The sequence below is a fragment of the Pelomicrobium sp. G1 genome, from assembly GCF_051905455.1.
In the GTDB taxonomy this organism is placed as follows: Bacteria; Pseudomonadota; Gammaproteobacteria; order Burkholderiales; family UBA6910; genus Pelomicrobium.
On sequence record NZ_JBQACR010000140.1, the window covers coordinates 1 to 394 of the forward strand.

The 394-nt window shown below is 69.5% G+C and carries 1 protein-coding gene; it reads left to right on the forward strand.

Features of this window, described 5'->3' with window-relative positions; translation table 11 throughout:
- Positions 1 to 116: 116 nt before the first annotated feature.
- A partial coding sequence (locus ACTFO6_RS17880; protein ID WP_439935762.1) for a phage portal protein family protein occupies positions 117 to 394 on the forward strand: 278 nt, incomplete at its 3' end.

Below are 394 nucleotides of genomic sequence, written 5' to 3' on the forward strand. Positions count from 1 at the left end.
TCGTGTCCCGGGAGTGGGAGGTGCGCCCGGGAGGCGACCGCCGCATCGATCGCCAGGCCGCCGAGTTCCTGCGGCAGCAGCTCTAGCGCAGCCACTGGTACGCGGTCACCGATCGCATGCTCTACGGCGTCTTCTACGGCTACGCGGTCGCCGAGCTGCTCTGGGGGCTCGAGGACGGTCGCGTGGTCATCGACGCCATCAAGGTGCGCGACCGCCGCCGCTTCGCCTTCGGCGCGGACGGGGACCTCAGGCTGCGCACTAGCGCCAACCCGAACCCCGGAGAGCGGCTGCCGCCAAGAAAATTCTGGTGGCATGCGACCGGCGCGGACCACGACGACGAGCCCTACGGTCTCGGTCTCGCCCATTGGCTCTACTGGCCCGTGCTCTTCAAGCG